Genomic DNA, 26,043 nt, shown 5'->3' on the forward strand with positions numbered 1-26,043 from the left:
GCCCTTCGTTGTCGCGTCGACAAGCTGTGTGTCGGGGTACATTTATTACGCCGACCCCGGTACGTTCGCCAATGTCGCCAACGATCACGAAGATCGAAAGCCGAGAGTTCGAGTACCCCCTCGAGGACGTGGGGACCGACGAGCACGGCTTCAATCTCGTCTACGAGCCGGGCGAGACCACGACGCGGAAGCTGTTCGGCGTGCAGGTCCACACCGACGAGGGCATCACGGGGGAGTACGTCGGCGGGAACTCCCCGGCGGCCGCCCAGTACAACATCGTCGCCCAGTACCTCGTCGGCAAGGACCCGCTGAAACGCGAGAAACACTGGTCGGAGTGCAAGCGCGCGCTCAGGAAGTACGACCGGATGGGCATCGGCCCCATCGACATCGCGCTGTGGGACTTCGCGGGCAAGTACTACGACGCGCCCATCCACGAACTGCTCGGCACCTACCGCGAGCGCATCCCCGCGTACGCCTCGACCTACCACGGCGACGACGCCGGCGGCCTGGACTCCCCCGAGGCCTTCGCCGATTTCGCCGAGGAGTGTCGCGACGAGGGCTTCGGCGGCTTCAAGATCCACGGCTGGGGCGGCGGTGACGCGGCCCGGGACCTCACCCGCGAGGTCGACGCCGTCCACGCCGTCGGCGACGCCGTCGGCGACGAGATGGACCTCATGCACGACCCGGCCTGCGAACTGGAGACGTTCGCCGACGCCCTGAAGCTCGGCCGCGCGCTCGACGAGGAGGGCTTCTTCTGGTACGAGGACCCGTTCCGCGACGGCGGCATCTCGCAGCACGCCCACAAGAAGCTGGCACAGAAGCTCGATACCCCGATCCTCCAGACCGAGCACATCCGCGGGCTGGAGATCAAGTCCGATTTCGCCGCCAGCGAGGCCACCGACTTCCTGCGGGCCGACCCCGAGTACGACGCGGGCATCACCGGCGCGATCAAGGTGGCCCGCATGGCCGAGGCGTTCGGCCTCGACGTGGAGTTTCACGCTCCCGGACCCGCCCAACGCCACTGCATCGCCGCCTGCCGCAACTCCAACTACTACGAGATGGCGCTGGTCCACCCGGACTGCCAGAACACCCAGCCGCCGGTGTACGAGGGCGGCTACTCCGACCTGATGGACGCCGTCGATTCCGACGGGACGGTGTCCGTGCCCGACGGTCCCGGCCTCGGCGTCGAGTACGACTGGGACTTCATCGCGGACAACACGACGGGGAGCGTCCACACGTACGAGTAGCGCGTCGGGCGGCCGGATCGGTATAGTTCTTCTCTCGCTACCGCGGTAAATCGACGCCTACTCAGCCGCGTAAGCTCGCACGCCCGTTTCGAGGATGTCGCGGTAGCGGGCCACGTCGATGTCGACGGCCACCCGTCCGTTCGGGTCGTTGTCGGTCACGCCGTGCTCGTCGCAGATGACCGCGCCGTGGGAGGGCCCGCCGCTCGTGTCGACGGCGATGTAGTACTCCTCGAAGGTGAGGACGGCGTCGTCGACGATGTCGGCGACGACCGCGGCGTCGTGGATGGCCGGGGCCTCGGCCGTGGGGTAGGTCCCGGAGTCGGGGCGGTAGTCGAGCCACTCGGCGACGGTGGCGCGGACGCCGCCGGCCTCGCGGCAGGACGCGACGAACTCCGGAGCCACGGTCGCGCGGTTGGTCACGTCGAGGCCCACCATCTTCGGGCCGGCGTCCTGCAGGACGCGGCTGGCCGCCGCGGGGTCGTTGTGGAAGTTCGCCTCGGCCATCGGCGTCACGTTCCCTGTCGTCATCGCCGCCCCGCCCATGAGGTAGATCTCGTCGACCAGGTCGGGAAGCGTCGGCTCTTTCGCGAGCGCCAGCGCGAGGTTCGGCAGCGGCCCGACGGCCGCGATGGTCAGCGCGTCGCCGTGCTCGCGGGCCGCCTCGATGATCGCGTCGGCCCCGTGGCTGTCGCGCGTCTCGCGGTCCGTCTCGGGCAGTTCGCCCTTGATACCGTTCTCCCCGTGGATCCACTCCGCGGTGTCGAGGTCGTCGACGAGCGGCCGGGCGCAGCCGCGCGCGACGGGCACGTCGTAGCCGCCCAGTTCCAGGATCCCGTGGGCGTTCCGCGTTGTGTTGTCGACGGTCGTGTTGCCACAGACCGTCGAGATGCCGACCACGTCGACGGCGTCGTGGCCGAGCGCCATCGCCAGCATCACGGCGTCGTCGCACCCGGGGTCCACGTCGAAGAAGACTTTGCGTGACATACCGTTCGCGTTGCGGCCAGCGTCTAATAAAGACTGGTGCGCTCACGCGACGAGGTGCCGAGCCCGGCGAACGGACCGATACGCGGCCACAGACACGCCAGATGGAAGCGGTCCGAGCCGTGACACATGGCTGTGCCGGATGTGCGTGGCGGCACATGGAATGTGCCGGGGGGAACGCTCTTGAAGGAGACGCAAGGCGACACCGGTACCGGCCGGCCACCGAGCGGGACCAGTCCACGACGCGTGGGCATCACGGCGGCGCTCGGTCACCGACCCGACGACGCGCGGAAACGTCGTTCCGCCACTATGTATTGTTTCGGGTACTTGTAGGCATTTGTTTGTCCGACGTAACTTTTAAATACGCTGTATTTATACCGTGCACAAAGTGACATCCAGTAACAACGTCCGTTCGCTAGCGCTTAGCATCGTTCTCGTTCTCTCCGTCGTGAGCGGTCCTGTGGCCGCTTCGGCGACGACGTCGGCACAGCCGACGAACGCGAGCGCCGCGGCGACGGCACAGACCGCACAGAATTCGAGCGCACCGGCCGTGAACTGTCAGCTGAACCAGAGCTGCCCGAGGCCTGATAGTTCGGTCGACCTCAACGCCAGCGGAGCCGGCGTCGACGTGCTCATCGACGGGAGCCATCAGGGTTCGACGTTCACGAAGTTCGCGAACCGGCTCAGCGAGCGGGGGTACGACGTGGACACGAAGCGCTCCACCACGGGCGGGCTGACCTCGTGGAACGACTCGGCCGCGAGCGGGCTGTCGGACTACGACGTGGTTATCATCCCGGTCCCGCAGACCGCTTACAGCGAGGCCGAGCAGCGGGCGCTGGACGAGTACGTCCGCAACGGCGGCAGCCTGTTCGTCGTGGCCGACTGGACCTCGCCGCTGCAGGGCAACGCGGGGAAGCTCAACGACATCACCGACCCGTACGGGCTCCACTTCAACGGCGAGAGCGACAAGTGGCTGCGCAACATCCAGGACCCGACTAACAAGACCGTCGAGGACTACGAGTGGCGAGTAGTCCTGCACAACACCGGGAATCATCCCGTCACCGACGGCGTCGAGACGGTGGAGTACGACGGCGTCAGCATCAACGTGACCGACACGGACAACGGGACCCAGGCCCCGCTGCTGTACGGCGACGAGGACACCTACGAGTACACGTACTCGACGACCGAGGAGCGCTTCCCCGGCGGGGAGCGCATCGTCGGCGCGGCCGCGACGTGGGACATCGGCCAGAACGGCCGCGTCGTCGCCTTCGGCAGCCAGAAGTCGCTGACGACCTACCTCACCGACGAGTGGCAGGCCGAACACCAGCAGACCGACACCCGGCCGTTCCTGTTCCGGACGGTGAAGTGGCTGGCCGCCTCGGGCCACGTCGAGCGCCCCGAGAGGCCGGTCGCGGTCACCGGCGAGCGGCTCAAGGGCGGCGAGACGCCCGCCAACGAGACCATCGTCCTGAAGAACAGCGAGGTCGCTGTCGCCATCGGGACCGAGAGCAACGGGCCCTTCGGCACGCTCCCCGGCGGCATCTACGACGCCAACGCCTACGGGCTGACGACCGACCAGATCGGCGTCGCCGAGTTCGCGTTCAACAACTTCGGCACGTGGCCCGTCTACGAGTCCTTCGAGCGCCAGAACGCCACCGGACCGAACGGCGCGGCGGTCGTCACCGCGACCGGCCACGCCAGTAGCAATCCGAACGTCTCGCTCACGACGACGTACACGCTGCCGGCCAACTCCAGTCACGTCTGGATCAACACGACGATGGAGAACGGCGGCGACCGGCGCCTCCCGGTCAACGACTCAGAGCGCCTCCAGAGCGGGGCGGCACTGAGTTCCGAGGGCCAGTCCACCTGGCTCCCCGGTTCGGGGACTATCGAGGAGACGCGCGCGCCGCCGGTGAGCGCCGACACGCTCACCCAGCCGTGGGCCGCGCTGACCGGCGACCGAGTCAGCTACGGCGTCTGGGGCGGGAACGGCTCGTTCACCTCGTACACGGCCTCCTCGACGTGGGTCGATCCGTGGCTCGAACACCGCCTCGACCCCGGCGAGTCCCAGTCCGCAGAGTTCGCCTTCTTCGTCGGCGCGGACGGGTCCAGTAGCGCGACCAGCGAGTACTACAACCGTCAGACCGACGCCGACGTGGGCTCGGTGACCGGCACGGTCGAGAGCGCGGACAACGAGTCCGTCTCGCGGGCCACGGTCACCGCCTCGACGGACGACGGCGCGTTCACGTACACCGTCGGGACCGACGAGGGGTCGTACGACCTCGACCTGCCGGCCGGCGAGTACACCCTCCGGGCGGAGGCACCGGGCTTCGCGCCCTCCGAGTCCAAGACCGTGACCGTCACCGAGGGCGAGACGGCGGCCGTCTCCTTCGACACGCTCGAAGGCCCCGCGCCGGTCAACGTCACCACGTCGCTGAACGACAGCGGGCAGGTCAGCCCGGCCGACGCCCGGATCACGGTCCTCGACGAGGGCACGGCGGTCAAGACCGTCTACACGCAGACGACGCCCGTCGGAACGGCGTCCTTCGAACTGCCGCCCGGTAACTACACCCTCGTCCTGAACCACGGGACCGAGTACAACACCGAACCGGTCCGCAAGAACGTCTCCGTGACGCCGGGCGAGGCAGTCACGGTCAACGCCACGTTCACGGAAGAACTCGACCCCAGCGAAAACGACTGGGTCAGCGTCGACCCGCACGCCCACAGCAGCGTGAGCTTCGACGGCAAGACGCCGATCGACAACTTCCTCGCCATCCAGAAGTCCTCGGGCGTCGACGCGGTGTTCATCTCGGACCACAACGCCATCGGCGGCTGGGGCTCGATGCAGTCCCAGGCCGAGGCGCGCGACGAGCTGTTCATCCGCAGCGAGGAGATCACCACCGGTGACCTCGGACACTTCAACCCCTACCCGATGCACGGCGAGGAGATGGTCGACTCCGAGGGGACGCTCGTGGAGTTCATCGAGGAGTCCCGCGCCCAGCACAACGCGACCGTCTTCCAGATCAACCATCCCGGAGACCGCTTCGTCGACCTCTCTGAAGCGCCCGGACAGGAGGACGAGTACCTCCCGATGGTCGACGCCATCGAGGCGTATAACGGCGAGTACGGGGCCGGTGACGCCGCCAGCGTCCGCGGGCTGTTCAATCTCTGGAATCAGGGCTACGACATCGCCGCGACCGGGGTCAGCGACGACCACTGCTCGCAGTGCTTCCCGGTCAAGTACGGCAGCGCCCGCACGCGGGCCTACGTCGAAGGCAACGTCACCGCCGACAAGTGGGCGCAGTCCGTGAAGGACGGCCACACCTACGCGACGTACGGACCGGCCGTCCAGTTCACCGTCGCTGACCGGATGCCCGGCGAGACCGTCACCACGACGGCCGGGTCGAACGTCACCGCCGAGGCCACGGTCCGTAACCTCGACGAACTCGCGTACGCCCACGTCATCAGGAACGGCACGACCGTCGCCAACGTCACGCTCGACGGGACGAACGACACGATGCGTACCGAGGTCCCGGTCGACGGGAACGCCTGGGTCGCGTTCCGTGTCGTCGACGTTGACGGCGACCGCGCGCTGACCAGTCCCGTCTGGATCGCGACCGGCCAGCGGGGCGAGTCCGACACCGAGAGCGACGGCGAGTCGGGCGGCGCGGCGTCCGACGACACCGAGACGGCCACCGACGCGAGCGGGACCGCGACCGACGCCGAGCCGGCGACCGAATCCGGCGGCGGGGCGACCCAGACCGACGCCGCGGGAACCGAGACCGCCGCGGCCGCTGGCCCCGGCTTCACCGCCGTCGCGGCGCTGATCGCGCTCGTCGGCGCGGCCCTGCTAACGGCCCGGCGGGGCGAGTGAACCATGCGGGACGTCAGCCAGCGGTCGACGCGGCGGGGGTTCCTCGGGACCCTCGCGCTGGCGGCGGCATCGAGCGCCGGCTGTAGCGGGTTCGGCGCGTCCTCGGGCCAGTCCGACCCCACCGGTGCATCCGGATCGAGCCCCGAGACGGCCGCCCCGACGCGGACGCCGACCGAGGCGGACCACGAGCACGGCCACGACCACAGTACCGAGGACAGCGATCACGACGAGGCCCACACCCACGAGGACCACGCGGACGCGGCCGGTCCGCTCGGGTCGTTCGAGTCGTCGCTTCGCGAGCGCTTCGTCGACGTCGAGTCGCTCAGCGTCGAGGACGGCCGCGTCAGGCTGACGTACGTCACGCAGAGCACCCGGAGCCACGAGATCGCCGCGGGCATCGAGACGGTCGTCGTCTCGTTCGTGCAGGCCTACGCCGACGACTGGCGGGTCGACGGCCTCGACGCGAAGCTGATCGAGCCCTCGGGGACGGTGATGGGCTACTGGCGGACCGAAACCCGGTGGGCCAGGCCCGTCGTCTCGGGCCACGAGACCCGCACCGCGCTCCTCGAACGCACGCTCGACACCTACCACGGCCGTCTGACGCGCGACCACAGCCACGGCGACGGTGGCAGCGAGAATAGCGAAGGCGCTCACGACCACAGCGACGGAGATGGCGAGCACAGTCACGACGAAACCGATGCCGGACACAGTCACGGAGACGGCAGTGGCGACCACGCGCACGAGCCGACGGGGACGGGCCACACCGACGGGTGATCGGAGGCCCGGGCGACCGCCGTCGCTCGACGGTGGCGAACGAATCAGCAGGAAATTTCGGTTCCGTCGCGACCGACTCAGATGCCGAACAGCGAATGGAGGCTGACGCCGACGTCGAAGTGCTCGACGAGGCGGTAGCCGACGAGGATGCCGGCGATGCCCATGACGCCCGCGAGGTTCGGCGGGGCCGGAATCGGAACGTCGAGGAGGCCGAAGGCGACGCCGGTGAAGACGCCGGTCATCGTCGCGAGGACGACGAGCGAGAGATTCATCGGGCGCTCACCCCGTCCGTCAGCCGCGGTGCGGTCGCGTCGTCGCGGGTCGAACTGCGTGTCATTGGTGAGACAGGGAACGGCGTCGACGGATAAGTATGCTCGCTCTCGTCGCCGCAGTGCGTCGAACTCACATACCACTGCGGCTGGTCGAGTATCCCGGGTTCATAGAAGGCGATTCGATATCCAGATAATTGCCTTTGTAATACATATCTGCATCGTAAGAGTTCATATCTCCGATATTGGCCAAGTAATGCAGAATTTGGAACTAGATTTGAGTATATAGGTATTTTCTCGATATTTTTCACTATATAGACGTATAACGTCGATAGTCGTCAGCACTTCAGTGAGACGGCACCGTCCTGTCGGTTCCGCGGACTGGCCATTTATAAGAGTTGCACGATAAATGATGACGATGCAAGCCGTTCAGTTCGACCACCACGGCGACCGTGACGTGCTCGAGTATGGCGAGTTCCCGGACCCGGAGCCGGGACGCGACGAGGTAGTGATCGACGTGAAGGCCGCCGCGTTGAACCACCTGGACATCTGGACGCGGCGGGGCCTCCCCGGCGTCGACCTCGACATGCCCCACATCCCCGGCAGCGACGGCGCGGGCGTCGTGAGCGAGGTGGGCGAGGACGTATCGCGATTCGAACCCGGCGACCGCGTCGCCGTTCTCGCTGGCAAGAGCGGCGGGGGCGACGAGTTCACGCGGAAGGGCGACCCGACGCTCGCACCGGACTTCCACATCATCGGCGAGCACGTCCGCGGCGTCCACAGCGAGTTCGCCGCCGTGCCGGCCGAGAACCTCACGCCGGTCCCCGAGGGCGTCGACTGGGAGACGGCCGCCGCGGCCCCGCTCGTGTTCCAGACCGCCTGGCGGATGCTCCGCGACCGCGGCGATCTGAAGGCCGGCGAGTCGGTGCTCGTCCTCGGCGCGTCCGGCGGCGTCGGCCACGCCGCCGTCCAGGTCGCCGACCACGCGGGCGCTGAGGTGTTCGCGACGGCCAGCAGCCAGGAGAAGCTCGACTACGCCGCCGAACTGGGCGCGGACCACACAATCAACTACGCGGAGACGGACTTCGCGAGCGAGATCCGCGACCTGACCGACGGCCGCGGTGTCGACATGGTCGTCGACCACGTCGGCGCACAGACCTGGCAGGACTCGCTCAAGAGCCTCGTCAAGGGCGGCCGCGTGGTGACCTGCGGCGCGACGACGGGCGGCACCCCCGAGACGGACCTGAACCGCATCTTCTGGAACCAGCTTCAGGTGATCGGGTCGACGATGGCGACGCCGGGCCAGGCCGACGAGGTGCTCGAACTGGTCTGGGAGGGGCACATGGAGCCGCGCGTCCGCGAGACGCTGCCGATGAGCGAGATCGCCCGCGCCCACGAGATCATCGAGAACCGCGAGGGCTTCGGGAAAGTGGTCGTCGTCCCGGACAGCGAGCTGTAGGTCGCTCGTCGCGGGTTCGACGGCTACTCCGTCCCGAACCGCTCGACCGCGAACCGTTCGAAGGGCGCTGAGTACTGCATCAGCATCGTCCCCAGCACGCTCATGACGAGCACGTAGGCGACGGTGAAGGAGTAAATCGCGTTGGCGAGATCGACCGACAGCGACACGCCCGCGCCCGTCAGCGCGACGGCGGCGATGATGAGCGAGAACTCCCCGCGCGTGACCATGCCGAGACCGACGCGCATCGACCGCCGCGGGCCGAGGTCGTACGCGCGGCCGCCGAGATAGCCCGAGAGGATCTTGGTCGGCGTCGTGACGACGACGGCGGCGGCGACGAGGCCAGCGACGCCGGGGAACAGCGTCGGATCGGTCTCGACGCCGATCCAGAAGAAGAACACGGCCGCGAACGTGTCCCGGACCGGTTCCAGCAGGTTTTCGAGGTCGTGGGCGTGCGAGGTCGGGGCGAACGCCATGCCGACGAAGAAGGCCGCGACGGCCTCGCTGACGCCGATGGCGAGGGCCACGCCGGCGATCAGAACCGTGACGCCGACGGCCCGCAACACCTTGTACTCGTTAGAGTTGGTCTCGAGCGCCCGCTCGAACCACGGCGTGCCGTACTGCGCCAGCAGGAGGAGGCCGACGATGAACGCGAGCGCGACGCCGACGGAGGTCGCGGCGGCCCCCACGTCGGATCCGCCGGTGACGAGCGCCGCGGCGACGGTGAGATACACCGCGATGAACAGGTCCTCGAAGACGAGGGACCCGAGCATCGGTTCGGCCTCGTCGTTGGCGATCCAGCCGAGGTCGATGAGCGACTTGGTGATGATGGCCGACGAGGAGATGTAGACGATGCCGGCCACCAGCACGGCCGCGAGCGGGTCGCGAAACAGCGCGAACCCGAGCAGCAGGCCGGCCCCGAAGTTGATGCCAAGGTCGAGGAGTCCCGCTCTCCCGATGCGCTGGCGGCTCTCGACGAGGCGGTCGAGGTTGAACTCCAGCCCGAGGAAAAAGAGGAGGAAGACGATGCCCAGTTCCGCGCCGATGTCGACGAATTCGGAGCCGCCGATGGTGGGGAACTCGACGCCGGCGACGGCGAGGTCGTCGGTCACGGACGGCGACAGCACCATCCCGACGACGATGTACAGCGGGATGACGGACTTGTCGACCCTGACGGCGACGACGCCGGCGACGGCCACGGCGGCGAACAGCACGCCCACGCCCAGCAAGTCAGCCACTCTGGGCCACCTCCCGCAGTCCGCTCACGTGCATCTATTCGTCACCGGAGAGGAGGTGCTCGAAGGCGTCACAGCTCTCTCGATTGCCGACGACGACGAGGGTGTCGCCCGCCTCGATGGTCCGCTCGGGCATCGGCCCCGGAATCACCTCACCGTCGCGCTGGATGGCGACGACGGTCACGCCCGTGCGCTGGCCCACGTCGGCGCTGGCGACCGTCTCACCGACGAGCGGGGAGTCCGGGTCGACGGCGAACCACTCCAGCAGCGTCCCCTCCGCCAGCATCGTCTCGACGTGGTCGGACTGGACCGGCTGGAAGTACGCGCCCTCCAGGATGGTCCCGACCAGACGGGCCATCCGATCGGAGAGTTCGACGAGCTTCTCGGAATCGGCGTCGTCGCTCGCTTTCAGGTACAGTTCGCGGGTCCCCGTGTTGTGCGTGACGATGACCAGTTGCTGGCCGCCGCCGATGTCCACCTCGTGTTTCTTCCCCACGCCGGGCAGGTCGCTCTCGGTCACGTCCATACCCGCGAGATTGCGTCGGCGAGGCAATAAGACCCGGGTGCGAGAGCCGGTTCGAGGAAGGCGCAGGGAGTGACCCAAAGGTATTAGTGGACTCGACGTAACCCTAAGACAAGCCAACTTTCGCTAAGACAAAGTAATTTGTTTTAGCGACGGGAGCCACCAATGCCACACGACACACTCCTGCTCATCGGTCGCGACGCGCCGCGTGCGACGCCGTTCGAGACACACGCTCGCCGCCTTCGCGACCGCGGGGTAGCCACGGACGTGCGAGTGCTGACCTACGACCGCGAGCCCCGCCGGGAGCTGCGCGAGGCCCTCGCCGCCGTCGACGCCGACCGCGTGTTCGCGCTCCCGCTGACCGTCGCCCACGACCACACGACGGTCACCGAGATTCCGGCCGCGCTGGCGGCCGTCGACGCCGAGACGCACTACTGCGAGCCCGTCGGGCGCAGTCCGCTCGTCACCGAGGCGCTCCGAGAGCGCGCGGTGTCGGTCGTCCCGGAGTCACACGACTCGTCGCTCGCGCTGGTCGCCTTCGGCTCCGGCGGCACGCCCTACCAGCGACAGGTGACGGAGTACCACGCCGAGCGCCTGCGCGAGCGGACCGACTTCGGCGAGGTCGAGCCCTGCTACCTGCTCCAGAACCCCGCCGTCGAGTGCGTGCGCTACAACCTCACCCGCGACCACGCCGCCGCCGTCCCGCTCTTTCTCGCGCCGAGCGAAGCGACCGCCGAGCAGATTCCCGCCAAGCTCGACCTCGACCGCGGCGGCCTCGCCTACGCCGACCCGCTCGGCGAGCACCCGCTCGTCACCGAGGCCATCGAGACCGCCGTCGAGACGACGCGGACGCTCGCCTGCGCGACCACGCCGCGGACCTTCGAGGCCACGCTGGCCGGGACGACGCGGCCGATGGCGACCGACGGCGAAGGCGACTAGGAACGGGTTGGTCGGTTCTCGCTAGGTCAGTGGGCCGTTTTGAAATAGTGGATAGCACGGACAGCGCTTTTCGGACCGCCTCGAACGCCCTCGACCGCTCGCGGTCGCCGGCCGGCATATCCTCGCTCGCGTCGCTCGCTCGGATAGCGGCCGCCCGGGCGACTCCCCGCTGGCGCGAGTCGCTCACGGCTCGCGTCGCTCTCCGTTCGCGAACGAGGCGCGTCGCGCCTCGTCGGTCTCGCCCGTTCAGTCCGCCAGGAGCCACCAGTTCCGTTCGACAGCCTTCCCTTCCCCGGGTCGGCCGACGGAGCGGCCTCCCGGCCACGGTAGATCGAGTGGCCTTCGAAGCGACGGGTGAACAGCGGAAAAACGCCGCTCTCCGGCGCCGTCAGTCCCGGCGGACGACCAGCACCGAGAGGTCCGAGAACCGCGTGTCCTCGCGGCCGTCGCCGCCGGCGTCGGCGGCGAGGTCGCCGAGCGTCGTCGCGGTGCGCGCCTCGTCGTCGTGGGTGAGCCGCTCGTACACGAGCGCCGGCAAGTCGGGGTCGCCGCCGGCGTCGAGCAGATCGGCGGCGACGTCCTCCGGCATCAGGTCGAACGGCCGGGGGAGGACGAGCAGGTGACGGTCGTCCACGTCGCGGCGGAGGCGGGCGCGGTCGTCGGCGAGGTCGCCGCTCTTGTGCAGCGTGACGAACGTCGCGTCCTCCATCGGCGTCCGGGCGCGACTGGCCGCGACCTGGAGCGACGAGATACCCGGCACGACGCGAACGGGGCGGTCGACGGTCCGCTGGACCTTCCCGACGAACTGGTAGCCCGAGTGGTTCGGGTCGCCCATCAGCACGGCCGTCCCGCGCTCGCCGGCGGCCACGCGCTCGGCGAAAGCGTCGAGCGTGTCCAGTTCGTCCCGGTAGCCGCAGGTCAGCAAGTCGGCGTCGGTGCGCTCGGCGACGAAGTCGACGACCGTCTCGAAGCCGACGACCACGTCGGCCTCGCAGATGGCCCGCTCGCCGCGCGGCGTGAGGAAGTCGAGATTCCCCGGTCCGATGCCGACGGCGCGGATCGGCCGGTCGGCGTCGGGGTCCTCGGGCGCGCTCGCCGCGAGAGCCGCGGGGTCCGGCCCGCTATCGAGGTCGTAGTCGTCGTCACTCATCCAGGGAGACCGCCCCCTCGCGCACGTCTGACGCGACGTGCACCAGTTCGTTCGTCAGCCCGGCGGCCAGCCCGCTCCCGCCCCGGCGGCCGACGTTCGTGATGGTCGGAACGCCGTGCTCGGCCGCCACCTCGCGGAGCCGTTTCCGGCTTTCGGCGGCCTTGACGAAGCCGACGGGCGTCGCGACGACGACGGCCGGCCGGGTCCCGTCCTCGATACAGTCCGCCAGCGCGAGCGCCGCGGTCGGCGCGTTGCCTACGACGGCGATAGCGCCGTCGTAGACGCCCTCCCTGTCGAGTTCGAGCACCGACGCGGCCGTCCGGGTCATCCCGGTCTCGGCGGCCAGCTCCGCGCCGTTGCCGATGGCCTTCCGCACCGGGCAGTCGTGCCCGCGGCCGGTGATACCCGCTTTCACCATCGTGATGTCGGTGACGATTGGCTGTTCGTCCAGCACGGCGCGCGCACCCGCGCGGACCGGTTCGTCGTCGTCCGCGCCGGTGAAGCGAACGAGATGCTGGAACTCGGGGTCTCCGGACGCGTGGACCGACTTCTGGCGGATGCGGTCGGCGAGCGTCTCGTCGGGGACGAGTCTGCGAACGCGGTCCATCGAGGTCTCGGCGATGTCCATCGCGTTCTCCGTCGTCGCGCCGAGGTCGGCGTACTCTTCGAAGTCGCCCTCGCTGTTCGCGTCGTCTGTCGCGTCGTCCGTGTTAGTCGTCATCTGAAGTCACCTCCGTCCGTTCCGCACTGGTGTTGCGCGCTTCGAGGTCGCCATCCACTTCGAGGTTCAGGTCCCGCAGTCGGTCGCGCGTCTCGTCGTCGGCATCCCAGAGGCCGCGGTCGATGGCCTCCAGCAGCGTGTCGGTGATGGAGTCCAGCGCCCAGGGGTTCACGTCGCGGAGCCAGTCCTGGCGGTCCGCGTCGAAGGCGTACCGCTCGGCCACGTCGTCCCAGAGCGCGTCGCTGACGACGCCGGTGGTGGCGTCCCAGCCCAGCACCACGTCGACCGTGGTCGAGAGGTCGCCCGCGCCCTTGTAGCCGTGTTCCTCCATCGAGTCGAGCCACGATGGGTTGAGGACGCGGGCGCGCATCGCCTTGCGCACCTTCTCCTCGTTGGTGTACACGTCGACGTTGTCCGGGTCCGAGGAGTCGCCGACGTAGGAGTTCGGTTCCTCGCCGGCGATCTCGGTCACGGCGGAGATGAATCCGCCGTGGAAGGCGTACCAGTCGGAGGAGTCGAACTCGTCCTGCTCGGCGGTGTCCTCGATCTTGACCGTCGCGTCGACGGAAGCGAGGCGGCGCTCGAAGGACTCGTGGGCCTCGCTGACGCGGCCACGGGACCCCATCGCGTAGCCGCCCCACTGAACGTACACGTCGGCGAGGTCCGAGCGGTCGTCCCAGTTGCCCTCGTCGACGGCCTTGTTGGTGCCTGCGCCGTAGCCGCCGGGCCGCGTCGTGAAGACGCGGTGTTTCGCCGCGCTCTCGGCGTCGTCCTCGTCCATGCCGTCGGCCACGAGGTCGTCGGTCTCCGCCTCGACGTGTTTCTTCACGTAGTTCATCTCGTGGGGTTCGTCGAGGTCGACGACCGCGTCGACCGCGTCGTGGACCACGCCCGCCGCCGCGGGGAAGGCGTCCCGGAACAGGCCCGAGACGCGCGTCGTCACGTCGATGCGCGGGCGGCCGAGTTCCTCCAGCGGAATCGGTTCCACGTCCTCGACGCGGCCGGCGTCGGACCAGACAGGTTCGACGCCCATCAGCGCGAGCACCTGCGCGATGGTCTCGCCGCGGGTGCGGACCGTCGGCGTCCCCCAGACGACGACGCCGATCTCCTCGGGGTACTCGCCCTCGTCGCTCTCGTGGCGCTCCACCACGCCGGCGGCGACCTCGCGGCCCACGTCCCAGGCCGTCTTGGCCGGCACCTTCCGCGGGTCGAGCGTGTAGAAGTTCCGGGCCGTGGGGAGCAGGTCGACGCCGCCGCGGGTCGGCGCGCCGGAACCGCCGGGCGGGACGTACTCGCCCGCCAGCGCGTCGGCGGTGCGGGGAATCTCGTCGGCCGCGCCGGCCACCCGCGGGGCGGCCTCCTCGCAGATGTACGCGAGCGCCTCGCGCAGGTCGTCGTGCGCGCCGGACCGAGCGCGGGCGTCCCCGATGGGGTCGATGTCGACGACGAGGAGGTTCATGTTCACCTCCGAGTCGCCGTCGTCGAGTTCGCTCACGGGCACGTCGAAGTCGTGCTCGGCCAGCGTCCGGACGAGAGCTTTGCTCGTCTCGTGGACGCGGTCGGCGGCCTCGGCGTAGGTCATCCCCATGGCCTCGTCGTACTCGCCGGGGGCGTTGCGCAGTTTGTCGTAGTCGACGCCCAGCACGCCCGCGACGCTCTCGCGAAGGGACGGTGCGCCGGGGTTTTCGAGGCGCGTGAGCGCGACGAGGTAGTCGACCAGTCGGTCGTCGGCCGGCGGTTCGCCCATCGTGTGCAGGCCCTTGCGGATCTGGGTCGTCTTCACGTCGGTGAGGTACTCGTGGACGCGCTCGACGAGTCCGTCGATGGCCACGTCGTCACCGTCCACGTCTCCCTCCGCGAGCGTCGACCCCGCCTCGTCGGGCCCCCGCACGTCCGCTTTCTCGGAGATGTCGCCGGCGATGCCGAGTTCAACGGCGAGGTCCAGTTCGTCCACCGTCTGTCGAATCTGCTCGGCCAGGTGCTCGCCGTCGTCGGTGCGGGCGTCCTCCATGCCCGCCTCGCGGTAGCGGTCGGCCAGTTCCTCCAGGTCGGCGAGGTCGTCGTAGGTCCCGGCGTTGGCCATCACCGGGGTCAGATAGTCGACGATGGCGGCGTAGGACCGGCGCTTGGCCTGGGTCCCCTCGCCGGGGTTGTTGACGATGTAGGGGTAGACGTTCGGGATATCGTCGATCAGCTGGTCGGGCGCGCTCTCGCCGTCCAGTCCGACCGTCTTGCCGGGGAGCCACTCCAGACTGCCGTGGGTCCCCAGGTGGACGACGGCGTCGGCCTCGTAGGCGTTCCGGAGCCAGCGGTAGAAGGCGACGTAGTCGTGGGGCGGCTGGAGGGCCGAGTCGTGGTACACCTTCGAGGGGTCCATGCCGAACCCGCGCGGCGGCTGGACCGTGACGAGGACGTTGCCGAACTCCGCGCCCGGAATCGCGAACGGGCGCTCGGGCGGGTCGCCCCACTCCTCGACAACGTTCGCGCGGAAGTCCGGGTCCAGCGCCTCGAACCACTCGCCGTACTGGGCCGGCGAGACGGTGTCGACGCTCAGTTCGCGCACGTCCTCGGGCGCGACCCAGCGGTCGTCGAGCGTCAACTGGGCGGTGAGCCGTTCGACGAGCGACTGACCGCTCTCGGGCATCGTATTGCCCAAGTCGTAGCCGCGCCCGTCCAGTTCCTCCAGCAGATTCACCGCGCTCTCGGGCGAGTCCAGCCCGAAGGCGGTCCCGATGCCGTCGTCGCTCGGCGGGTAGTTGTGGAGGACGACGGCCACGTTCTTCTCGTCGTTTGGCGTGTGGCGCAGTTCGGCCCAGTTGACCGCGAGGCGCGCGACGTGGTCGACGCGGTCGTCGATGGGGAAGTGCTGTTTCGGGGCGCTGCCGATGCCGGCGGCGTCGTCTGTGCGCTCCTTGCCCGAGATGGGGTGGGTGATGACGTTGCCGTCGAACTCCGGCAGCGCGACCGAGAGCGCGAGTTCGAAGCCCATCACGCCCGTGTCGCTGGCGTCGTACCGGGAGCGCGAGCGCATCGTCGTCACGGTCTGGATGACGGGGACGCCCAGTTTGTCGAGGAACACGTCTTCGGCGCCGTCGCCCTCGTCGTCAGCGCTGCGTCCGCGTTCGTCCATCGACAGCGAGAACATGAACGACGAGCAGACGGCGTCGACGAGTGGATTGCCGTCCTCATCCAGCAGCCACTCCTCGGTGACCTGCTCGGCGTTCCACTGGCCCTCGGCGTCGGTCGCCGGCTCGCAGAATATCGGGAGCGCGTTCGCGCCCTGGGCCTCGATGGCCCGGACCTGCGCGTCGACGTAACGGGTGTTCTCGTGGGTCCAGTGGGACTCGTAGAACCACACGGCGACGGTCGGCTTCGACGGATCGAACGTCGCCCGCAGGTCCGCGACGCTCGCGCCCGGGTGGTCCGGGTGGTAGACGCCCTCCGTCGGGAGCGCCACCGGGTCGTCGTAGGCGGGGTCGGCGTCGCCGTACTGCGCGACGAGGTAGCGGGCGCAGTTGGCGACGTTGCTCGCGCCGCCCTTCTCTAAGTACTCGTAGACCGTCTCGCGGTGCTCGTCGGGGACCGACGTGTCCTCGAAGGCGAAGGCGTCGCCGGTGGCTTTCACGACCAGCGGGACGCCGGCCTCGCGCAGGCGCTCGACGGCCAGGTCGTAGCCCGGCATGCTGTCCTCGGCCCCGTGGAGCCAGAGGACGACGGCGTCGGCGTCGGTCAGTTCGTCGACGAACGCCTCGACCGCCGGTTCGTCGTCGAGGTCGCTCTCAGAGCGCACGACGAGGTCCGCGTCCACCTCGCCCGCGGCCCGCTGAACGGCCCCGAGTTCGTTCTCTGTCGCGGTGTAGAGTCCAAGCTGTGGCATAACGTTATTAAATCTCCGTTTTCACTAGTACAAGTATGGTTGTATTCGGCGCGGGCAAAAAAGCTTCGCAGGGGCCGGCGTTCGCGGCCGTCGTCGGCCAGCGCGACCTGAAGGACGGCCTGCTGGCGGTCGCGACGGACGACGACCTCGACGGCCTGCTGGTCCGCGGCGAGAAGGGCACGGCGAAGTCGACGGCGGTGCGCGCCCTCGCCGATCTGCTTCCCGAGCAGCGTGCGGTCGCGGACTGCCCCTACGGCTGTCCGCCCGACCGCCCCGAGGCCCAGTGCGAGGACTGCCGGGCGCGGGCGGATCCGCCCGTCGAGACGCGGTCGGTCCCGCTGGTGACACTCCCGCTCGGGGCGACGCGGGACCGCGTCGTCGGCACGCTCTCCGTCGCCGACGCGCTGGACGGCGACCACGAGTTCGACCCCGGCCTGCTGGCCCGCGCGAACCGCGGCATCCTCTACGTCGACGAGGTGAACCTCCTCGACGACCACCTCGTGGACGTGCTGTTAGACGCCGCCGCGAGCGGTCAGAATCGCGTCGAGCGCGACGGCGTCACCGTCACGCACCCCGCCGAGTTCACGCTCGTCGGGACGATGAACCCAGAGGAGGGCGACCTGCGGCCCCAACTCCGGGATCGCTTTGCCCTCCAGACCGAAGTCAGCGCGTGCGAGGCGCTCGACGACCGGGTCGCCATCATCGACCGGGCGCTCGGTGCGGACGCCGAGACTGAAACGACGGCCGAGGCGGACGACCGCGGCCCCGGCGAGCGACTGCGGACCGCCCGCGACCTGCTCCCCGAGGTCGACCTCGCCCGCGAGTTCCGCGAGCAGATCGCCGAACTGTGTCGCGACGCCGGCCTCGACGGCCACCGTGGCGACATCGCCACCGCGCGGGCGGCCCGGACGTTCGCCGCGCTCGACGGTCGGGCGACGGTGCTCGAATCCGACGTGGAACGCGCCGCCGCGTTCGCGCTCCCGCACCGACTCACCAGTCGCCCCTTCGAGGACGCGCCGGACGTAGACGACGTGCTGGACGACCACTTCGAGGACGAGGAGGGCGAGTCCGAGGAAGAGTCCGCCACCGACGAGGGGAGCGACGCGGACGGCGACGAGGAAGGAGAGGCCGGTGACGAGTCGGCAGACGACGGAGCCGATTCCGAAGGCGACGGCGATGGGGGGAAACAGGAACAGCCCCCGGACAGCAGCGGGGAATCTGACGATGAGAGGGACGAGTCGGAGGAGCGCGGTGAGCAACCGACGCCGGCATCCGCCGACAGCGACGGCGAGCGCCAGGAGGCCGACGCCGGCGACGAGAGCACCGCCGGCGGCGACGGGGACGCCGACGAGTCGGGCGAACCCGACCAGCCCGAGGATGCCGAGGACGCGACGCCGCTCCTGCCGGGACAGTCCCGCGCTGCGGTCGGCGACAGCGGCGCGCCCGACGTGGACGCGCCGACGGTCGACACGGACGGCGGCGAGACGAGCGGGCGCGCGGGAGCGACGGGGACCAGCCGCGGCGCGACGGTCCGCACCGAGCGCGCCGGAGAGGACGACGAGGTCGACGCAGCGGCGTCGGTCAGGGCGGCGGCCGGGCGCGGGAGCGACCGCGTCGAGTCGCGCGACCTCCGCAAGTCGGTCCGGGCGGGCGACGCGGAGACGCTGGTCGTGTTCGCCGTCGACGCGAGCGCGTCGATGCGGCCGGCGATGCGCGCGGCGAAGGGCACGGTGCTCGAACTCCTGAAGGACGCCTATCAGGCCCGCGACGGGGTGGCGTTCGTCACGTTCGCCGGCGACGGAGCGGACGTGGTCCTGCCGCCCACCGACAGCGTCTCGCTGGCCGCCCGCCACCTCAAGGACCTGCCGACCGGCGACCGGACGCCGCTCCCCGACGGCCTCGTCGCCGCCCGCGAGGTGCTCGACCGCGCCGACCCGGACGCCGGCGTCGTCGTCCTGGTGACCGACGGCCGGGCCAACGCCGCCGAGGGGAGCCCCGTCGAGGCGACGCGGACCGCGGCCCGCGCGCTCGGCGAGGCGGCCGACCGGACCGTCGTCGTCGATGCGGGCGACGGGAGCCGCGCCGGCCTGCTCGACCTCGTGGCCGGCGAGACGGACGCGCGAATCGTGTCGCTCGACGCGCTGAGCGCCGAGCGCGTCGACGCCGTGGCGGGCGATCGATAGCCCGACCGAGGCGGAAGTTTTACAATCTCACTTGTTCTTTAGACAATTGAGTCTTCAATGCAGGACGACACTGACACTGCACGCGCTACGGACAGCGTGTACGACCGAATCGACCGCGCCAGAGCGTCCCTGACCGGACCACAGATCGCCATCGCCGTCGCGCTGGTGGCGGCGCTGGGCTTCACGCTCCTGTTCGTCCAGGACCCGATGCTCCACGACTCGCTGCACAACTTCCGACACAGCGCCGGTATCACCTGCCACTGATGGCGACCGACTACCTCGAACGGGGCGCGGTCGCCGGCGTCGCCGGCGGGCTCGTCTACGGGCTGTTCGTCGCGACCGTCGGTAACGCGTTCACCGCCGGGCTGGAGACGTTCGAACACGGGCACGGTCACGGCGGCGGCCCGGTCGTCTCCGAACTGACGACGACCGTCGCCAGCGTCGGCGGCGGCGTCCTCTGGGGCGTCCTCTTCGGCGTCGCCGCCTTCGGCATGGCGTACTTCTTCCTCGAACCGGCCCTGCCGGGAACGGGGGCGACGAAGCGCCTCGCGCTCGCCGGAGCGGGCTTTCTCACCGCCTCGGGCGCGCCGTGGCTCGTCCTACCGCCCCAGCCGCCGGGCGTCGAGCAGGCACTGGGAACGGACACCCGGCTGGCGTGGTACGCCGGCATGATGGTCCTCGGGGCGCTGGTCGCGGCGCTCGCTGCCCTCGCCGCGCGGCGGACCGCGGATCGGCACGCGGCGGTCAGGCTGGCCGCGACCGCGGCTCCGCTCGCGCTGCTCGCGGTCCCGGTCGCACTCGCGCCCGCCAACCCCGTCCACGGCGACGTGCCCGCGTCGCTGGTCGCCGCGTACCGCTGGACGGTCGTGTTCGGTCAGCTACTCCTGTGGGCGACCATCGCTGGCGTCCACGCGTGGCTCGGCGACGCCGAGACCCGAGTGAGCGAGGACCTCGACTACCCGGCGACGGCCGACTGACTGCGCCGCAGCTCAGATTTTTCCGGCGACGGTGCCGAGGTTCAGCGCCAGCCCGACGATGGCGACGACCGCCGCGACAGCGAGGTTCGCCGTCGTCCCGCCGAGGCCGAACGACACCGTCCCGGCCGACGCCAGCGCGCCGAACCCGATGCCGGCGACGACCAGTGCCACGCCTGCCAGCCCGACTAACATCGTGCCGGTCGGGCCGAACCGGCCGGTCGACCGACTCGCCTCGTACCGATCGAGCGCGTCGTGCATCGTCTCCGTGACGGACGCCTCTACGTCCTCCATCTGCCCGGAAAGGTAGGTGTTCAGCGTCTCCTCGTCGTCGTCGAGCTCCTCGGCGCGCTCTGACAGCCGCCTGTCGTACTCGGTCAGCTCGGCCTCGCGCTCGTCGAGGTCGGTCTCCCGGTCGTCGAGCACGGCCTCGCGTTCGTCAAGCCGATACTCCCGCTCGTCGAGGTCGGCCGCTCGCTCGTCCAGTTCCTCCGTGCGGATTTCCAGGTTCTCCTCGCGCCGGTCGAGTTCCGCGCCCCGCTGGTCGAGGCCCATCTCGCGCTCGTTCAGCCGGCGCTGCATCGTCGCGAACTCCCGCTCGCGCTCGGTCGGGTGGTCCTCGGTCTGGGCGTCGACCTCCGAATCGTCGGACTCCGCGTCGGCGTCAGCGGCCAAGGCCGCTATCGGCGTTCCGTCCAGGTCCTCAGTCGTCTCGGACGACCCCGACTCGTCGTCCGTTTCAGCCGATTCGTCCGGGTCGTGGTCCGCGTCTGTGTCATTGGCCATGTTCGACGGTCCCGTGTCGAGAGGATATGGCCGAGCGGACGGTTAGTTTGCCAGCGCCTACCACAGTAGCCGGAGCCAAACCGGCGGCTCGCGTCCGAGCGGTAGCCGGCAGAACAGATTCTACTGCACCGATGTCCGCGTCGGTGCGTCAGCGATGCGGGTCAGCCACACCGCTCGTCGCCGCCAGCCGGTGCAAGCGATAGGCCCCGCGTTCGCGTCCGTCGTCGTGGTAGATCACCGGCTCCTCGACGGCGACCGCGCAGTCGCCGTCGACCGCCGCCGCCGTCACGACGCCGTCCGTCTCCAGCGTCCCGACCGCGCCGTCGGCGATGTCGAACAGACGGAGCGCGTGGGCGTCGGCGTCGCGGTCGCGGAAGTGCTGCGCCCCGGGGACGGCCAGCAGGTCGCCGGCCGCGCCGAGGCCGCTGGCGAATCCGCCGACTGGGGCCGACCAGCGTCGCTCGCCGTCGAGCGAGACGCCGACAGCGGTGTGTTCGTTCGGGTGGCGGGCGTCGGTCTGGCGGCCCTCCTCGGGGTAGGTGTTGCCGGTGACGAACACCGCGCCCCCGTCGGTCGCGCGGACGTGGTTCGGGTAGGCGTAGACGGTGTCGCCGGCCACGTCGGTCGGCGTCGCGAGCGGGACGCGCCAGCGTTCGCTCCCGCTCTCGTTCAGCCGGTAGCCGCAGTAATCGCCGTGGCTCGACAGGACCGCTCCCTCGTCGAGCAGCGCCACGTCGCCGACTCGCCGCTGGCCGTCGGTCCCGGGGTCCCACATCCAGCGGGGCGAGCCGTCGGCGGCGTCGAGGACGACCAACCCGTGCTGGTGGTCGCCGGGACAGCGGTTGTAGGCGACGGCGACGCGGTCGTTCCGGACCGACAGTGCGATCGGTGAGGCGTCGGTCGGGTAGGTCCACGCGACCGACCCGTCCGGGCGGAAGGCGTAGACCGCGCTCTCGAAGTGCCGAACGTCGTCGCCGTCGGCGTCCGTTCGGCGCTCGTACCGGCGCGCCGCGGCGTACAGCCGGTCGCCGTCGGCGGCGAGGGCGGCGACGAACGGCAGGAGAAAGCGCGTCTTCTTCTGGGCCGCGCCGAGGTCGGTTCGGGTGTCGTAGCTCCAGCGGACGCCGCCGTCGGCGTCGTGACAGCGGACCTGCCCGCGGGCGCTCCGCTCGCCGACGGCGACGCCGCCGTCGAACGGGACGGCCGCGACGACGCTCGGGTCGCCCTCGGTCTCGTGACGCCACCGGCGGGTCGGCGGGCCGTCGCTCGCGATGTCGAAGGCCAGCACGTCCCCGTCGGCGGTCCCGACGACGGCCAGCCCGTCGGCCAGCGCGACCGCCGAACGGCGCCCCTGGTGGCGCGAGCGGGCCGGGGGAATATCGCCGAGCGACGCGGCCTGTGCGCGCCGGCTACTCATCGACTGGGAACGCCTCGTGGAGTACGTCGTGGGCCTCGCCGAGGCCGGCGAGCACGTCCTCGCCCTGCGCGGTGAGGCGGTGGACCGCGCGCTCGGCGTCGCGGACCGCGACGAGCCGGCCCCGGAGGTAGTCGTACTCGGGGTCGTCCTCGTCGGCGGCGGCGATCTCCTCTTCCAGATCGACGAGCGCGGCGTCGAGGTGGCGCTCGATGCCCGCGAGCGTCTCCGCGTTCGCGAGCGCCTCGATCGGGCCGTCGAGATGCCCCTCCAGCTCCTGTTCCGCGTGCTGGCGCGCGTGGTCGTCTTCGGTGCCGAGAACGGTCATGAGGCCGAGTCGGAGGGCCTCGATTTCGTAGCAGCTCATGGATGTGGTGTGGGTTGTCAGTGGGAGTCACAGCGTCTGGTCGACGAGTTCGCTGACGATGCGGTCGCGGTCGAGGTGCGAGGAGACGATCTCCTCTGCGTCGCGCTCCCCGACGCCGCCGTACCAGACCCCGTCGGGGTAGACGGCGACCATCGGCCCCTCGCCGCAGCGGCCGAGACACGACGAGCGCGTGATGCGGGCGTCGCACTGGTCGCTGTCGCGCGCGGCCTGGCGGAGGCGTTCGAGGACCGCGGGCGAGCCCTCGCCCGCGCAGGTCTGGTTCGTGCAGACCGCGACGTGCTTCTCGGGCGCGTCGTGGACGTGGGGGTCGTCGGCCACGTCCTCGCGGTCGGCGTGTTCGGCCTGATGGGTCAGCGCCCGGAGCATCGCCCGCGCGCCGCCCTGGTCTTCCTCGTAGCCGTCGAGTTCGACCTTGTACTTGCAGGTGTCACAGGACATCTCGACGCTCCCCGTGCGGGCCTCCTGCCAGCGGTCGCCGAGCACGTCGAGCAGGCGTGGATCGGTCCCCAGCGGCTCGCCGGGGGCGGCGTCGACGTACGGGTACTCCTCGTCGAACTCGCGCGCGCCGTCCTTGATGCGGCCGGTCAGCACGCCGTCGCCGAGCATGTAGGGCACGACGACGACGGCGTCGGGTCGGCTCTTCGCCAGGTCGTGCAGCGTCTCGGAGAGCAGCGGCTCGGTGACGCCGATGAACGACGCCTCGACCCGCGAGAAGTCGCGGCCCTCGTAGAGCAGGCGGGCGAGCTTGTGTACGTCGGCGTTGGCGTCCGGGTCGCTGGAGCCCCGGGCACAGACCACGACGGCCACGTCGTCGCGTTCGCGGTCGACGCCCAGGTCGGCCTCCACGCTCGCCGCCCGGTCGTCGAGCAGGTCGAGGATCGCGGGGTGGACGCCCAGGTGCGCGCCGTTGTTGATGGTCAGTTCGGGGTGGGCCTCGCGGGCCTGCGTGACCGCCAGCGGCACGTCGTTCTTGACGTGGCTCGCGGCGAACAGCGAGAGGTGGACGACCGTGACCTGTGAGACTGTCGCGGCCAGCCCCGAGACGGCCTCGTCGATGGCCGGCTCGGCCAGTTCGAGGAACGCCGCGTCGACCGGGATGCCGAGCCGCCCTTCGAGGTCGGCGGCCAGCTCTCGGACCTGCTCGTTGGACCTCTCGCGCCGGGAGCCGTGGCCGACGAGCAGGACCGCCTCGTCGTCCAGCGCGTCGGCGGCGACGGTCGCTTCGCTCATCGGACTCGCTCGACGCTCTTTCGGAGCTTGCGCCGCCGGCTCGGCGCGAACAGCCCCGTCGCGTCGCTGCCCTCGTACAGCCAGTCGCCCAGCGCCGGAGCGGCCTCGTCGGCCACCCCGAACCAGTGGCCCGACGACGCCTCGGCGAGGTCGTCGGACGGCGCGTCGACCGGGCAGCGGTCGAGCAGCGTCTGGATCGTCCGGAGCAGGCGCTCGTCTTCGTGGACGAACGAGATGCCCACGGCGCCGGCGTCGGACTTGAAACAGACCGTGCCACAGCCCTCCAGCAGGCCCCGGAGGAGCTGGCGGTCGTAGTCGGCGAAGGCGTCGAAGCGGTAGCCGCCGGCCTCCCCGTCGAAGGGCAGGCCCAGCGCCGCGCTGGCGCGGTCGGCCAGCCCGCCGATGACCTGGACGGTGAACTCCTCCTCGCGGCGGGTGATCGAGGTGTCGTGGGCGTAGGCCCGCTCGACGATGCGGCGGTCGGCGCGCTCCGCGCCGGCGATGGACGCGAGGCGGCGGGCGGCGGTCTCGTCGCTCGTCCGCACGGTGACACAGCCGTCTTCGCAGTCGCCGTCGGCGGCGACCCGCCCCCAGAAGTACGCCGTCTCCGGGTGGGCTGCGAGCATGTCCGACGGCGCGCCGGTCTCGACGCTCACGGCTGGACCTCCCCGGCGTCGGTCGCCGGCGACCCGTCGGCCGGCACGTCGTGCTCGACTGACTCGACGGTGATTGCGTCCAGCGGACAGGCGGCGGCGGCCTGCTCGGCGTCGTCCCGGCGGTCGTCCTCGAAGGTGGCCTCGATCGCCGTCCGGTCGTCCGTCTCGACGGCTGCCAGCCCCTCGCTATCCTCGACGAAGCGGTCGTCGCGGACGAGACAGGCGAACACGCCGTCGCAGGCCTCGCGGTCGATGGTGATTCGGTACATGGTCAGTAGTCGTACTTGGTCTCGTAGCCCCGCGGCGTCACCATCCGGTCGTCCCAGACGTACGTGTCCTCGTTGCCCACGAGCAGCGTGGTGGTCATGTCCACGAGGTCCGTCTCGCCGAGTTCGGGCAGGTCCGCCAGTTCGACGATTTCGACCTGTTCGTCCTCCCGGCCGGCCGCGTGGACCACGCCGACCGGCGTCTCCGGGTCGCGGTGCTCCAGTAAGATCTCGCAGCACTTCTCGTAGTTGTCCCGGCGCTTGCGGCTCCAGGGGTTGTAGATCGTGATGGTGAACCCCTCCTTGGCGGCGGCGTGGAGCCGCGACTCGATGGTCGGCATGTCCGTGAGGTGGTCCGACAGCGAGATGGAGACGGTGTCGTTGACCAGCGGCGCGCCGACGCGGGCCGCACAGGACTGGGCCGCCGGAACGCCCGGGACCACGTCGAAGTCGAGCATCGTCGCCGTCGCGCCCTTGGACTCGACGATCTCCAGGGCGAGGCCGGCAAGCGCGTAGACGTTCGGGTCGCCGCTGCCGATGATGGCCACGTCGTTGCCCGCCAGCGCGCGGTCGATGGCCTCCTCCGTCCGCGAGACCTCGCCGCACATCGGCGTGTCGTAGATGTCCTCGGCTCCCTCGGTGATCTCGTCGGGCAGCAGGTCGACGTAGGTCGTGTAGCCGACGATGTGCTCGGCGTCCAGCAGGGCAGCGCGGGCGCGAGCGGTCATCCCCTCGGGCTGGCCGGGACCGAGGCCGACCGCGATGAGTCGGCCGGGATCGGCGTCGAAGTCGTCGACGGTCGCGCCGACTTCCTCCTCGTCCGAGGAATCTGACGAGGCCGCGCCGCAGGAACTGCTGGTGGACGAAGACGACGAGGACGACGAAGCGCCACACTCCGAGGTGGTGTCGTCGGCCTCCGTCGACGGACTCGCCTCGCCGGCCGAGGCGCTCGATTCCGGCCCGCTCTCGGCTCCGCTCGCACCACATTTCGACCCGGTGTTTGCCTCCGTATCGGTCTCTCCGGCCGATGCCTGTGCCTCGCTCGCGCCGCACTTCGATTCCGTCTCTGTACTCCCGTCGGTGGTGTTGTCAGTGCTCAT

General features: G+C 70.1%; 22 protein-coding genes. 8 read left to right on the forward strand and 14 right to left on the reverse strand.

Translation table 11 applies throughout. From position 1 onward, the window contains the following. The first annotated feature begins 71 nt into the window (after nt 1-71). On the forward strand, nt 72-1,247 hold the full coding sequence (locus GM656_RS04605; RefSeq protein WP_162412467.1) for a mandelate racemase family protein: 1,176 nt from the start codon (nt 72-74) through the stop codon (nt 1,245-1,247). 57 nt (nt 1,248-1,304) lie between these two features. Here GM656_RS04605 and GM656_RS04610 read toward each other — a convergent pair whose 3' ends face one another. Further along, nucleotides 1,305-2,231 carry a nucleoside hydrolase gene (locus tag GM656_RS04610; RefSeq protein WP_162412468.1) on the reverse strand — a complete coding sequence of 309 codons (927 nt, stop codon included), beginning with the start codon at nt 2,229-2,231 and terminating at the stop codon, nt 1,305-1,307. Between the two features lie 385 nt (nt 2,232-2,616). Between GM656_RS04610 and GM656_RS04615 the strand changes: the two genes are divergently transcribed. Both GM656_RS04615 and GM656_RS04620 read left to right on the forward strand, forming a co-directional pair. Next, nucleotides 2,617-6,102: a CehA/McbA family metallohydrolase gene (locus GM656_RS04615; RefSeq protein WP_394352092.1), complete on the forward strand. Its 3,486-nt coding sequence runs from the start codon at nt 2,617-2,619 to the stop codon at nt 6,100-6,102. Nucleotides 6,103-6,105: 3 nt separating this feature from the next. Then, the gene (locus tag GM656_RS04620; protein WP_241692699.1) at nt 6,106-6,876 is read left to right on the forward strand and encodes a hypothetical protein; all 771 of its coding nucleotides are present in this window, start codon (nt 6,106-6,108) and stop codon (nt 6,874-6,876) included. 77 nt (nt 6,877-6,953) lie between these two features. Here GM656_RS04620 and GM656_RS04625 read toward each other — a convergent pair whose 3' ends face one another. Continuing rightward, on the reverse strand, nt 6,954-7,148 hold the full coding sequence (locus GM656_RS04625; protein ID WP_162412469.1) for a XapX domain-containing protein: 195 nt from the start codon (nt 7,146-7,148) through the stop codon (nt 6,954-6,956). A 415-nt stretch (nt 7,149-7,563) separates the two neighbouring features. Between GM656_RS04625 and GM656_RS04630 the strand changes: the two genes are divergently transcribed. Then, nucleotides 7,564-8,604 carry a zinc-binding dehydrogenase gene (locus GM656_RS04630; protein WP_162412470.1) on the forward strand — a complete coding sequence of 347 codons (1,041 nt, stop codon included), beginning with the start codon at nt 7,564-7,566 and terminating at the stop codon, nt 8,602-8,604. Nucleotides 8,605-8,627: 23 nt separating this feature from the next. On the opposite strand, the gene GM656_RS04635 is transcribed toward GM656_RS04630, so the two are convergent. Both GM656_RS04635 and GM656_RS04640 read right to left on the reverse strand, forming a co-directional pair. Then, nucleotides 8,628-9,839 (reverse strand): cation:proton antiporter, encoded by a 1,212-nt coding sequence (locus GM656_RS04635; protein WP_162412471.1) that lies wholly within the window; start codon nt 9,837-9,839, stop codon nt 8,628-8,630. Between the two features lie 34 nt (nt 9,840-9,873). Beyond that, nucleotides 9,874-10,362 (reverse strand): cation:proton antiporter regulatory subunit, encoded by a 489-nt coding sequence (locus GM656_RS04640; RefSeq protein ID WP_162412472.1) that lies wholly within the window; start codon nt 10,360-10,362, stop codon nt 9,874-9,876. A 162-nt stretch (nt 10,363-10,524) separates the two neighbouring features. Here GM656_RS04640 and GM656_RS04645 point away from each other — a divergent pair, with 162 nt between their 5' ends. Next, nucleotides 10,525-11,298 carry a CbiX/SirB N-terminal domain-containing protein gene (locus tag GM656_RS04645; protein ID WP_162412473.1) on the forward strand — a complete coding sequence of 258 codons (774 nt, stop codon included), beginning with the start codon at nt 10,525-10,527 and terminating at the stop codon, nt 11,296-11,298. Between the two features lie 388 nt (nt 11,299-11,686). On the opposite strand, the gene GM656_RS04650 is transcribed toward GM656_RS04645, so the two are convergent. From GM656_RS04650 to cobN, 3 genes are read right to left on the reverse strand one after another with little or no spacing between them, the layout of a single operon-like run. Continuing rightward, nucleotides 11,687-12,448 carry a cobalt-precorrin-7 (C(5))-methyltransferase gene (locus GM656_RS04650; protein WP_162412474.1) on the reverse strand — a complete coding sequence of 254 codons (762 nt, stop codon included), beginning with the start codon at nt 12,446-12,448 and terminating at the stop codon, nt 11,687-11,689. Continuing rightward, the gene (locus GM656_RS04655) at nt 12,441-13,169 is read right to left on the reverse strand and encodes a precorrin-8X methylmutase (protein ID WP_162412475.1); all 729 of its coding nucleotides are present in this window, start codon (nt 13,167-13,169) and stop codon (nt 12,441-12,443) included. The genes GM656_RS04650 and GM656_RS04655 overlap by 8 nt, the downstream gene beginning before the upstream one ends. Then, nucleotides 13,159-17,046 carry a cobaltochelatase subunit CobN gene (gene cobN / locus GM656_RS04660; RefSeq protein WP_162412476.1) on the reverse strand — a complete coding sequence of 1,296 codons (3,888 nt, stop codon included), beginning with the start codon at nt 17,044-17,046 and terminating at the stop codon, nt 13,159-13,161. The genes GM656_RS04655 and cobN overlap by 11 nt, the downstream gene beginning before the upstream one ends. Before the next feature lie 35 nt (nt 17,047-17,081). Between cobN and GM656_RS04665 the strand changes: the two genes are divergently transcribed. Genes GM656_RS04665 through GM656_RS04675 form a run of 3 tightly spaced genes read left to right on the forward strand, consistent with a single transcriptional unit; the run spans nt 17,082 to nt 20,206 of the window. Then, a complete protein-coding gene (locus GM656_RS04665; protein WP_162412477.1) occupies nt 17,082-19,229 on the forward strand; it encodes a VWA domain-containing protein in 2,148 nt (715 codons plus the stop codon). Nucleotides 19,230-19,286: 57 nt separating this feature from the next. Beyond that, the gene (locus tag GM656_RS04670) at nt 19,287-19,493 is read left to right on the forward strand and encodes a CbtB domain-containing protein (protein ID WP_162412478.1); all 207 of its coding nucleotides are present in this window, start codon (nt 19,287-19,289) and stop codon (nt 19,491-19,493) included. After that, a complete protein-coding gene (locus GM656_RS04675) occupies nt 19,493-20,206 on the forward strand; it encodes a CbtA family protein (protein WP_162412479.1) in 714 nt (237 codons plus the stop codon). Before GM656_RS04670 ends, GM656_RS04675 begins: the two co-directional genes overlap by 1 nt. Nucleotides 20,207-20,218: 12 nt before the next feature. Here GM656_RS04675 and GM656_RS04680 read toward each other — a convergent pair whose 3' ends face one another. The 7 genes from GM656_RS04680 to cobJ all read right to left on the reverse strand — a co-directional run bounded on the left by GM656_RS04680 (nt 20,219) and on the right by cobJ (nt 26,043). Further along, nucleotides 20,219-20,989 carry a hypothetical protein gene (locus tag GM656_RS04680; protein WP_241692700.1) on the reverse strand — a complete coding sequence of 257 codons (771 nt, stop codon included), beginning with the start codon at nt 20,987-20,989 and terminating at the stop codon, nt 20,219-20,221. Between the two features lie 148 nt (nt 20,990-21,137). Then, nucleotides 21,138-22,406, reverse strand: a complete 1,269-nt coding sequence (locus tag GM656_RS04685; protein ID WP_162412480.1) for an outer membrane protein assembly factor BamB family protein — start codon at nt 22,404-22,406, stop codon at nt 21,138-21,140. Then, nucleotides 22,399-22,770, reverse strand: a complete 372-nt coding sequence (locus GM656_RS04690; protein WP_162412481.1) for a DUF3209 family protein — start codon at nt 22,768-22,770, stop codon at nt 22,399-22,401. The genes GM656_RS04685 and GM656_RS04690 overlap by 8 nt, the downstream gene beginning before the upstream one ends. 27 nt (nt 22,771-22,797) lie before the next feature. Next, nucleotides 22,798-24,021, reverse strand: a complete 1,224-nt coding sequence (locus GM656_RS04695; protein WP_162412482.1) for a CbiX/SirB N-terminal domain-containing protein — start codon at nt 24,019-24,021, stop codon at nt 22,798-22,800. Beyond that, on the reverse strand, nt 24,018-24,677 hold the full coding sequence (locus GM656_RS04700; protein WP_162412483.1) for a cobalamin biosynthesis protein: 660 nt from the start codon (nt 24,675-24,677) through the stop codon (nt 24,018-24,020). The genes GM656_RS04695 and GM656_RS04700 overlap by 4 nt, the downstream gene beginning before the upstream one ends. Continuing rightward, on the reverse strand, nt 24,674-24,946 hold the full coding sequence (locus GM656_RS04705; protein WP_162412484.1) for a ferredoxin: 273 nt from the start codon (nt 24,944-24,946) through the stop codon (nt 24,674-24,676). The genes GM656_RS04700 and GM656_RS04705 overlap by 4 nt, the downstream gene beginning before the upstream one ends. Before the next feature lie 2 nt (nt 24,947-24,948). Next, nucleotides 24,949-26,043 carry a precorrin-3B C(17)-methyltransferase gene (gene cobJ / locus GM656_RS04710; RefSeq protein WP_162412485.1) on the reverse strand — a complete coding sequence of 365 codons (1,095 nt, stop codon included), beginning with the start codon at nt 26,041-26,043 and terminating at the stop codon, nt 24,949-24,951.

The organism is Haloarcula salina (assembly GCF_010119195.1).
Lineage (GTDB): Archaea > Halobacteriota > Halobacteria > Halobacteriales > Haloarculaceae > Haloarcula > Haloarcula salina.